The organism is Desulfobacterales bacterium, from assembly GCA_030066985.1.
GTDB lineage: Bacteria > Desulfobacterota > Desulfobacteria > Desulfobacterales > JAHEIW01 > JAHEIW01.
The window spans coordinates 1-10,507 of the sequence record JASJAN010000037.1 but is presented as its reverse complement, the minus strand read 5'-3'; the positions used below and the strand labels follow the sequence as shown (position 1 = coordinate 10,507).

Genomic DNA, 10,507 nt, shown 5'->3' with positions numbered 1-10,507 from the left:
TCATGTTTATGAAATATAGCTGCCCATTGCATAGGAGCCCCATGCAATTTTTGACATGCCAGGCAATGACATATTTTTGCATCTACAGGTTCTGAGCATACTTCGTATTGTACCGCATTGCATTAACAACTTGCCCGGTATTTGGCTTTAAAATTAGCATCTGAAATCGACGCATAATCTGATCCAAAATCTTTTTTCATTGAATCACCACCTCGCTTCAAATTTTATTGAAACATTTATAAATTGGGAGATGTCCAAATATCAAATAAAACAAGAATATTTCAGACAATATCTGGATAATCGAAACAAAATGTCCAATCAACCAGGAATTCTAATGTAGGTAAAATCGAGCATTATCGATGCACTGTAGACCGAAGAGGCGTCTGATTGCATATTACATCCGTTGCCATGTATAAACCAGAGCAGACTGCAGCACGGCCCCCCCATATTCTGCGGCGTCCCTTGTATTTTCCACTATCGCAATTTAACGGCGCAAGACCAGCCAACATTGCAATCATTTTCGGACTCAAAACACCCAACTCCGGCAAATCGCAGATCAAGCTGGCCGATGTGATGGGCCCTATGCCCGGTACGCTTTGCAAGATATCGTCCTTGCAGCGCCAAATCGGGCTGCTTTGGATCATTTTACCAATATCGGTTTCAATCTTATCAAGGCGTTTTTTTAGCCAGCGGATATGATCCTCGATATCCTTTTTATTGCGTTTGTTGGCGAGTCTGAGTCGATTTGTTTCCGCAACAATCATCTCAATAATCTGACGGCGACGGGTAACAAGGGCCGTCAATTCGGATGTCTGGCGATCTTTGAGCTGTCGAACATCTGGCTTTACAGCCTCTGCAAAACGCGCGATCACACGCGCGTCGATGGCATCTGTCTTTGCCAAAATGCCAGCAGATTTTGCAAAATCACAAACTTGTCTCGGATTAACGATAACTACAGCCAAGCCGGCTTCAGCAAGACAACTGGTTGCCAAAAGCTCGTAGCCGCCAGTAGATTCAAAAACGGTAAGCGCCGGATTGATCTGGCTCAATTTTTTTACCAACGCATCGACTCCCTTTTGATCATTGGTAAATGTAACGATGTCTCTTGCCGCGCCGATAGCAACGTCTAAACTGTCTTTGCTAACATCAACTCCAAAATATAGCTCTGTTGCCATAAGATCCTCCTGTACCCGGCCTTGCAACATGCGAGCTTCAATGCCCCTGCAACCGTTCGGCTTAGATGGAAGGTAGTGTAGCGACCTGCGCTCCAACACGGCCTTAAAAGACCGGGTATCTATCGGTCTGCTACACTACAGTTGATTGTTAAACTGACTCTTACACGTTGCGTAGATATTTAAGATAGTTCGGGGGAACATACAAGGTATCACTGGTTTTGAAGTGCGCCATTTTCGGGAGATGTCCATGACATATCACAATTTCAATTTATGTCATTGGGCTACGGGTATATTGTGGAAATCGTATTTTGGCCTATTATCGTCTACCTATTCAGGAAGACCGGCATTTCTTAAAGCACTAATATGCTTCTGATTATCATCCTGGTTTTTAAATCTGAGCCTCTTTGCCCAATAATTGAGAGAAAACTTAGGATTTATCCGAAGCACTTCAGCGGCTTGAGCCCGGGCCTCCTGATCACGTCCAGACATACTATAAACCATAGCGGCGATCACACGAGCATAGAGTGATTTTGGCGCCTCGCTGATCGCCTTCTCGCATGCTGTTATTGCCTCCTCATATCGACCTGTCCAGGCGTAAGCCTGCCCAATCCCAAATAGGTAATAGTTTGGCGGGATAGGATTAAGGCGTATCGCTTGTTCATAAGCATGAACAGCTTCTTCCCACCGGCCCACATACCGATACACCATGCCTAACCACCCATGGACATCTGCATTATTTGGGAAAAGGGCGGCACCCAACTCCACTTCGGCAACAGCCTTGTCATACTGTCCGATCAGAATAAGCAAAAAACCCAATACAGCATGAGTATAACCATTTTGATTATCCAGTGCGATTGCCTTTTTCACCAGCTTGATAGCCTTGCCCATAGACTCCTTCGGGGATTTGCTCCTGCCCTGCAATACATCATGCATGTGGGTTACACCCAGGAGCCGATATGCTTGAGAATACTGTGGGTCCAAATCAATGGCTTTTTGTGCCAACTGCCGGGCCAAAATATTGCCCTCCATATCGTGGCGATATATGTTTTCACGTGCCTGCATAGCCTTCATATAGGCCTCAAGGTTATCTGTACCCCTTGCGAGTAATCTGGCTTGCTCCCCTTGTGTGAGAGTTACATTCAGGGCGGTGGTGATTTCTTTTGTAACCGCATCTTGAACCTGAAATATATCGTTCATATCTCGATCATACGTTTCGGACCATAAATGATTTCCTTTAATCGCATCGATCAACTGGGCTGTTACCCGCAGGCGATCACCTGATTTCTGAACGCTGCCTTCCAGCACGTAACGGACCCCAAGTTCCTCACTCACCTGCTGGACCTTTATAGGCTTGCCTTTGTAGGTAAATGTTGAATTTCGAGCAATTACAAAAAGTCTAGGAATTTTGGAAAGGTTGGACATAATATTTTCGCTGATGCTGTCTGCCAAGAAAGCATGTTGGGGGTCACCGCTCAAATAGTCAAAAGGTAAAACGGCAATGGATGGTTTGTCAGGCAACGGAAACGCCATCTTATCCACAGAGGCAGGCGCTATTTGTTTTGATTGCTGAAGATAAATATTCCAGCTAACCAAAGCTCCCGCAACGGCGATCAATATTATAATGGCGGACATGGCTGACTTACGTGAAAACTTACCCAAAAACCTATTCTCACCAATCACTTTGCCAGCCGCATCTGGTTTCATTAAGACCCGATAAGCACCCACAGGCTTAGGTATATTTTTAACTGACTGCTCCCCCAGATATTCATACCCCAGTGGCAGCTTGGTCTCAATCTGATCGAAGGCAGTTTTTGAAACGCATATACCCCCAGGATCTGCCAGTGATTCCAGCCGGGCAGCAATGTTGACGCCATCACCATAGAGACGGTCTTCTTCATCAATAACGTCTCCGAGGTTTACGCCAATACGAAACTCCATTCTACGGTTATCCGGCAAATCTGCGTTCTTTGTCTGAATTTCATTTTGCACGGCTACAGCGCACTGCACGGCATCAACCACACTGGAAAACTCGGCCAACACATTGTCCCCTGGAGAGTCAACGACTCTGCCCCTGTGCTGTTTAATCAGTGATGACATGATTTCTCGGTAGGAAGCGATAGTCTTTACAGTAGCGGCTTCATCTTCTGCCATGAGCCGACTGTACTCAACTGCATCGGCGCTGAGAACTGCGGTGAGCTTACGCTTAAAACCTTCATCTGACATAGGGCTCCTCCGATGTTAAGGTTTCAAACTATAGGACTAAGTATGTGGATAATTCAGAGTAACGCGATGCCGGATGAGCAGCTGGATTCGATTCAGAGAATGCAGAACCGCTTCAGGTCGGGTAGAATGGGTGCTTCGGAAATAGTTAACCTAAATTTATAAACAAATCAATGGCGTTTAGTCAATCATAAAGGCGAGTTCTGAAACTGTTGAGATATTGAGAGACCCACAAATATCAAATTTTTACAGATACATATCAAATATCGCAAGGTTTTTAGTGGGCTGATATTTACAGAGTTGTTGGAAATATGTTGATGAGTAGGCCAATACTTATTTTAACAATATTATTTATCTATAATCCAATCTTCAGCAGATTGGAAATCTGAAAAAACATTTATCTCAAACGGCAGGTCTTTTGCAATTTGAATGAAAAATATAGCTAACGCCTCCTGCACTCCCGACTCGACAACTATTGCGGTTTTGTTCCTGTTCTCATTCTTAGGATAAATTTCTTCTATGTGGTCTTTTAGCTTATACAAATCAACATATGCCAGCCTGATTTGAGCTTCATTGAATAACCAAATATCGTTTTTCTCAGAAAATTCAGGTAAATTTAATACCAGTACAACACCTTCCCAAATTTCCCAATAATCAACTTCTTTAGGTTCTACTAAAATGTAATCTTCTTTTACTGTTATTTTAGGTGCCATATTGAATTGATACAGATTAACATTTAGCCCTTTTGGTGACTAATATTTACTGCTGTACATCTTTTTACATTCTGGACATTCAACGATACGGTTTCTTTTCCCACGAATTTGTTGTCCACTTTCTATTGGCTCTACATGAATTGTTTCCAAAAGGACGTTGCTGCAGCATTTACCACGCGATTTGATAGGGCGGAGTGTATAGGCAAGACTTCGGTATTTCTTGAGGCTAAGTTTTTTTCCATAATCATTATCCTTTAAGAAAAATCAGATAATCGAAAATATTGTAATTATAAAGTTTTTGTCAAGAGATGGAATCTTATTGAGAATACATGAACTTTGGCAATTTTACATATATGAAGCGAATATCTTAGCAGCAAAATCTTGCCCATTTCCCATATTTCCAATATAATATGAAACACTTGTATCGAAAATCTTTCTATAACCAAATAAGGGTGTAGCGTTTCTAATTTGAACATATCGATAGTACCCACAGCAGGTTAATTTTTGGGAGGCTAATATGGGAAAATATGTAGCTTATATATTAGGTATTCTTGTCATTTTATTGGCTCTTGAATTTTTTCAAATTGTAGACATACCCTATCTGGACATTCCGGATATACAATCGAAAGGGGAAGAGTATAAAGAAAAATCGGAAGATAATATGAAACACCGATTCGGTGATTGAAAACAATGAACTGCAACGACGCAAATTTATGCATTGGCTGATATGAAGTAGCATAATCCCATTATGCCAATTTGGTAATAAAAATCCCCGAACGGATTGCCGATTAGGGCTTGTATGAAGAATTACGCTCTTTGGGCAGATAGAATCATTTACAGTCCTGTGTTCTTTCTAATGTAAAAATTTTGATATCTTTAAATCATGTAGATTCACACTTGACCACTTGCTGATCCTTACCCAGCCATCTCGCCTTTCTTCCAGCAACCTTCGATCGTGTAAAGCCTTTCTTCTTTCAGGCCCTTTGTGAAAAAAACGGTGCAGACTAAAGATTCTGCGCCTTTCTTTGCCGGAGCGTCTTTCGGGATTTATCCGGAGAATCTGAGGCATTTTTGGCCTCCTTTTACGTTTGGTGGACATATCAAGTGCAACTGTAAACGGGCGGCCCACCTTGTATGTGGGCCACCGCGTTAAGAGGAAAAAGATGAATTAGGCAACCTCATGGCCCATTCATCTGTAAAGAAACAAAAAATTGAAATATAGTTACATTCTTTGTTTAGTCGAATCCATAAGCTCGGATTTGTTTTGCGATATTACGGATACGAAAAAGGTATCACAGAATTTTGGCCTTCTAAAAGTTGTGTGTTGTAGGAGATACATCCAAATTTAGCCAATTAATTTCATTTCAGATATAAGTCTATTAACAAAGGTTATTTTGCTCTTTGTCTGTTTACTTGTTTAATATTTTCCAACTTCACTTTTAATTCCTATTTGAGCTGCCACTCCGCAGGAGTTTTTCGTCTGCGTGAGCTTTTCAACTTTCCCTTCTAAAGATCTTTTAGAAGGGAAAGTTCAGTTTTTTGTCAACTGTAACAAGGTGTCGATTCGTTTTCACCCGAAGAACTGGTTTTCTCGACACCTTGCAACGTATTTTTCACTTTGAGGGTGGATGCTCGGGAGCTCCTGCTTTGCGAAGAGCGTTAAGTTCCCTCTCAATGAGGGTTGGATCTTTGAAATGAAGTGACTTGCGCCGGTCTTCAAGATTGAATTTTGGCCAATACTCAAGCAGCTTTTCCATGTGAGCACGAGCTTCCGCCTCACGGCCAAGCTCACCGTAAACCATAGCAAGGTGGAGGTGCGCCCACCACTTAGCTCCGATACCTTTTTGCACAATTTCAAGGCATTTTTCGTGCATTCTTATCGCATCTTCATATTGTTTTAGATGATAATAAGCTCTACCTAACCTAACGTAATTACCGGGCCCCATAGGATTGAGGCGGATAGCTTTTTGGTAATAGGAGATAGATTCCTGTTTTTTGTCAATCCAAGTAAGACAAGTTGCAGCCTCACTGTAAGCCCGTGCATTTAACGGATTAAGCGCTGAAGCTTTTTCGAAATTAGAAAGAGCTAATTCGGGTTTTTTTTGACACATATAATTATATCCTAAAGCAACATAAGCCGAATCGTTGGAGTTATCCAATTCAATGGCCTTTTGTGCCAGTTCCAAGCCTTTTTCAAAATTCTCTACGCTTGATTCACCAGAGCTATAATAACGTGCGAGATCTGAATGCAGAAACGAGAACTCTGCATAAAACGGCGAATAATCTGGATCTATAGCAATCGCTTCTTCAAAAAAAGGCTTGGCCTTCGGTGGACCATCCCTTGTCTGCATATAATAATACTTCACCGCTTGTAGGTACTTTAAATAGCCATCAAGATTAGGAGTGGGACCTAATTTAGGAGACTTTAACCCTACGGATTTGGTTATTTTAAAAAGGATGTCCTCGTAGATTTTAAATATATCATCCATATTTCGGTCATATTCCGCCGACCAAACAGGGTCGCCTTTTAATGCATCAGTCATACGTGCAGTAATTCGGAGCTGCTCTCCTAATTTTTGAACGCTACCCTCAATCACATATTGAACACCAAGCTCTTCGGAAACTTCATTAACAGTTACCGACTTACCTTTATAGATGTGTGTCGCACCTATAGCTATGACAAATACAGCAGGGACCCTGGAGAGCTCTAAAGTAAGATCGTCAGTGACGCCATCGCTTAAAAATTCCAGTTCAGAATTTCCAGCCACATTTTCAAATGGTAGGATTGCAAATGAAGGCTTATCTGGCAGAGGATAGGCCATATTTGCGGTAGAAGCAGGCGCCTCGGTAACACTTCCGCCCCAGCAGAAGTGGGGGCTCAGCAATGTCCCGCATACCAGCAAAGTGATTGTAAGAGTTGTAAAAAGACAATTTGCAAGTTTCATATCAGTCCTCCTTTGCGATTGATGATATGATGGTTGGTTAGGTGGCTTTCATTAATAACCGCTCTGCTGGAATGCGAACTACCAAACACCTCATTCACCGCGTGAAACAAGAGAAAGAATAGCGTATTGAAATGAAAAAATATGCCACCTCTGCCATAGCCGAATTGTGCGTATCTTTCCTGACAAGGGGTTAATAAACCAGTCAGGAGCAAGATAGGCACAATTTAAAAGGGTTCACCATATGCCTTTTCCTAAGTTCGGTTTCAAATTTTCAGGGGGTGAATTTTTAATTGGAAAGCAAATTAGAGTTTCAGATTTAGTTCAACAGCAGAATTTGCACAGCAGAAAAGATTGATGATGATGTCAATGTTCGTTGGAGATTGAGTTTCAGCAAGCATACAACTTGCAGATTTATAATTGAAAAGGTGTTAGTTGTCAACTGGTGATATATTGAACCTGAACATTTACATAAGTACAGATATCATTAACTTTTGTTATCGCATTGAGCAAATCGTTTACCATAAAAATGGCCTTTTAGCCGGCTGTTCTTGGCTAAAAGGCCAAATGGTTTGCTGGCAATCGATCTATTCGTTTCTTTGCCGGGCCTGTTCAATCAGTTCGACCAGACTGGTGATCCTTGGTTTCGGGGGCTTGGCCTTCAGCAATTGATTGAACTGATCCTCGGGCAAATGATCCTTCATGTACTGCACGACGTCGAAGTATTCCCACCAGCAGTCCAGGATCTTAAAGCAGGGCTGCTGATCATCACCACAGGTTTTGCAGTATTTAAAGGGTACCGTATTGCCCAACCGCGGACAACGTCGGATGAGTTGTTTGCGTGAGGCTTCCATAGTTTTTAAAAGCGATCACAATGTTGATTAGCGGCTTTTGAGAATTTCCGGTTTGGGATATTGCTCAAGAATTTTTTCCGCTTCTTCAATTTCTTTGGCCGGGTATTCATAATCGGTCAGGTTGCCTGATAGAAACTGCTCATAAGCGCCTAAATCAATCAATCCGTGACCGCTGAAGTTAAAGAGGATCACTTTTTCCTTGCCTTCTTCCTTGCATTTTCGGGCCACATCCACCACACACGCCAGGGCATGATTGGTTTCCGGAGCAGAGATAAAGCCCTCAGATCTGGCAACCAGCATACCGGCTTCATAGGTAGCCAACTGTGGATACGCCTTCGGCTCTAAAATCCCCTCGGTGACTAACTGGCTTACCTGAGGAGCCATTCCATGATAGCGCAATCCACCTGCGTGGAAGGGCGGTGGCACAAAGGTATGGCCGAGGCTGTGCATGGCCAGCAGGGGTGTCATGCCGATGGTATCGCCATGGTCATAGGCAAAAGGCGCGCGGGTCAGGGTAGGGCAGGCAGCCGGTTCAGCCGGATGAATATCGATTTCTTTGCCGTTTAATTTATCATAGACAAAGGGGAAAGCCAATCCGGCAAAGTTGCTGCCGCCGCCGGCGCACCCAATGACGACATCCGGATACTCGCCGATTTTTTCCATCTGTTTTTTGGCTTCTAACCCGATTACCGTCTGGTGCATCATCACATGATTCAGAACACTGCCCAGGGAGTAACGGGTTTCGCCGGTTGGATCGGTTACCGCCGCTTCAATGGCTTCGCTGATGGCAATGCCCAGGCTGCCGGGTGTGTCCGGATCCTGTTCGAGGATTTGTTGTCCAGCCTTGGTTTCGGTGCTGGGGCTGGCCACACAATTGGCGCCCCAGGTGGCCATCATGGTCTTTCGGTAAGGTTTCTGGTCAAAGCTGATGCGAACCATAAACACCTTGCACTCCAGACCGAATTGGGAACAGGCGAATGCGAGGGCACTGCCCCACTGACCGGCACCGGTTTCGGTGGTCAGGCGTTTAATGCCGAATTCCTTATTATAATATACCTGGGCCACAGCTGTGTTAGGCTTATGGCTGCCGGGAGGGCTGACACCCTCGTATTTATAATATATCCTGGCGGGCGTATCTAAGGCCTTTTCAAGCGCATATGCTCTTACCAGTGGAGAAGGGCGCCAGATGTTTAAAACTTCCAAAATTCCGTCAGGAATATCGATCCATCTTTCCGGACTGACTTCCTGCTCGATCAGATTCATCGGGAAAACCGGTGCGAGCATATCCGGTGTTATCGGGCCGTCCGGTCCCATTGGCGGATTCATTTTAATATCTGCATTAATATTGTACCATTGCCGCGGTATTTCATCTTCAGTCAAAAAAACCTTTTTCATCTCCATGGCACCCTCCCTAATAGTAGATTGACGGTCATAGATTGATAAAACTCAGAAAATACAGAACCTTTTATTGAAGAAAAAAGTCTTCTGAAATGCGTTCATTTGCTGGCTTGACTTCATCCTGTATACGGTATACAAATTTTAGTCAAGGAAATAATTGTTGGTAAAAATTCAGTATTTGCCCGCATTATAAGGCAGTTCTGGGATTCCAGAGGCATTAATTCTGGCAGTCTGGATACATCCTGGTACAAGCCCGAATCGTTTAAGAATAATTTATTTGCTTACAATTGACGGACATTTAATGAGAGGGGAGACGGAACATGTCAAATCGTATTTTTAATTTTTCAGCCGGCCCCTGCACCCTGCCGTTACCGGCGCTCAAAAAAGCTCAAGCTGAATTCGTTGATTACCAGGGTGCCGGAATGTCTCTGATCGAAATGAGCCATCGGGGCGCACATTACGATAAGGTGCATTATAATGCCATAACCGGTATTCGCGATGTCCTGGCCGTCCCGGACAGCCATGACATTCTGTTCATCCAGGGCGGTGCAACCCTGCAATTTGGCATGGTGCCGTTGAATCTGGTAGGCGGCGGTAAAACCGCCGAATTTCTGAATACCGGAACCTGGGTTAAAAAGGCGATTGCCGATGCTGAAAAACTGGGACCGACCCGTATTTTGTGGACCAATGAAGCGGAAAATTTTACACGCATGCCCGCCAATGAAGAATATCAGGTAGGGGACGATGCCGCCTACTTACACATTTGCGGTAACGAGACCATCGGTGGAATTGAGTATCATGAATACCCGGATACCGGTACGGTGCCGCTGGTATCGGATATGTCGTCACATATCATGTCACGTCCGATTGAATGGGAAAAGCTCGACCTCGCATTTGCCGGCGCCCAGAAAAACCTTGGACCTGCCGGTATGGCGCTGGTGATTATTCACAAAGCGCTTCTGGAAAACTGCCGCGATGACCTGCCGGCCTATCTGTCGTACAGGACTCACGCCGGGAAGGATTCGCTCTATAATACACCACCGGTTTTTGCCATTTATATGCTGAAACTCACCGTCGACTGGGTTAAAGAAAAGGGCGGGCTGGCAGAGATGGAAAAACGCGCCCTGGCGCGTTCCGGAACGCTGTATGACACTATCGACCGCTCCGAAGGCTGGTACCGCTGCCCGGTGGACACAGGCTCCCGC

Annotated in this window: 8 protein-coding genes; 3 read left to right on the top strand and 5 right to left on the bottom strand. The window is 44.1% G+C overall.

Translation table 11 applies throughout. The annotated features are described in order from the left end of the window. Window positions 1–353: 353 nt before the first annotated feature. From QNJ26_17735 to QNJ26_17725, 3 genes are all read right to left on the bottom strand, one after another. Window positions 354–1,175, bottom strand: coding sequence for an IS110 family transposase (locus tag QNJ26_17735; GenBank protein ID MDJ0987386.1), 822 nt, complete (start codon window positions 1,173–1,175; stop codon window positions 354–356). A 327-nt stretch (window positions 1,176–1,502) separates the two neighbouring features. Continuing rightward, a complete protein-coding gene (locus tag QNJ26_17730; GenBank protein ID MDJ0987385.1) occupies window positions 1,503–3,398 on the bottom strand; it encodes a tetratricopeptide repeat protein in 1,896 nt (631 codons plus the stop codon). A 344-nt stretch (window positions 3,399–3,742) separates the two neighbouring features. Beyond that, window positions 3,743–4,108, bottom strand: coding sequence for a hypothetical protein (locus tag QNJ26_17725; protein MDJ0987384.1), 366 nt, complete (start codon window positions 4,106–4,108; stop codon window positions 3,743–3,745). A 517-nt stretch (window positions 4,109–4,625) separates the two neighbouring features. On the opposite strand from QNJ26_17725, the gene QNJ26_17720 reads away from it, so the two are divergent. After that, window positions 4,626–4,793 carry a hypothetical protein gene (locus tag QNJ26_17720; protein MDJ0987383.1) on the top strand — a complete coding sequence of 56 codons (168 nt, stop codon included), beginning with the start codon at window positions 4,626–4,628 and terminating at the stop codon, window positions 4,791–4,793. A 928-nt stretch (window positions 4,794–5,721) separates the two neighbouring features. On the opposite strand, the gene QNJ26_17715 is transcribed toward QNJ26_17720, so the two are convergent. After that, window positions 5,722–7,053 (bottom strand): tetratricopeptide repeat protein, encoded by a 1,332-nt coding sequence (locus tag QNJ26_17715; GenBank protein ID MDJ0987382.1) that lies wholly within the window; start codon window positions 7,051–7,053, stop codon window positions 5,722–5,724. A 548-nt stretch (window positions 7,054–7,601) separates the two neighbouring features. On the opposite strand from QNJ26_17715, the gene QNJ26_17710 reads away from it, so the two are divergent. Next, entirely contained in the window at window positions 7,602–7,895 is a 294-nt protein-coding gene (locus QNJ26_17710; protein MDJ0987381.1) for a hypothetical protein, read from the top strand. 36 nt (window positions 7,896–7,931) lie between these two features. On the opposite strand, the gene QNJ26_17705 is transcribed toward QNJ26_17710, so the two are convergent. After that, entirely contained in the window at window positions 7,932–9,305 is a 1,374-nt protein-coding gene (locus QNJ26_17705; GenBank protein ID MDJ0987380.1) for a TrpB-like pyridoxal phosphate-dependent enzyme, read from the bottom strand. A 317-nt stretch (window positions 9,306–9,622) separates the two neighbouring features. Here QNJ26_17705 and serC point away from each other — a divergent pair. Next, window positions 9,623–10,507: 3-phosphoserine/phosphohydroxythreonine transaminase (gene serC, locus QNJ26_17700; GenBank protein ID MDJ0987379.1), on the top strand; the 885-nt coding region annotated here is incomplete at its 3' end.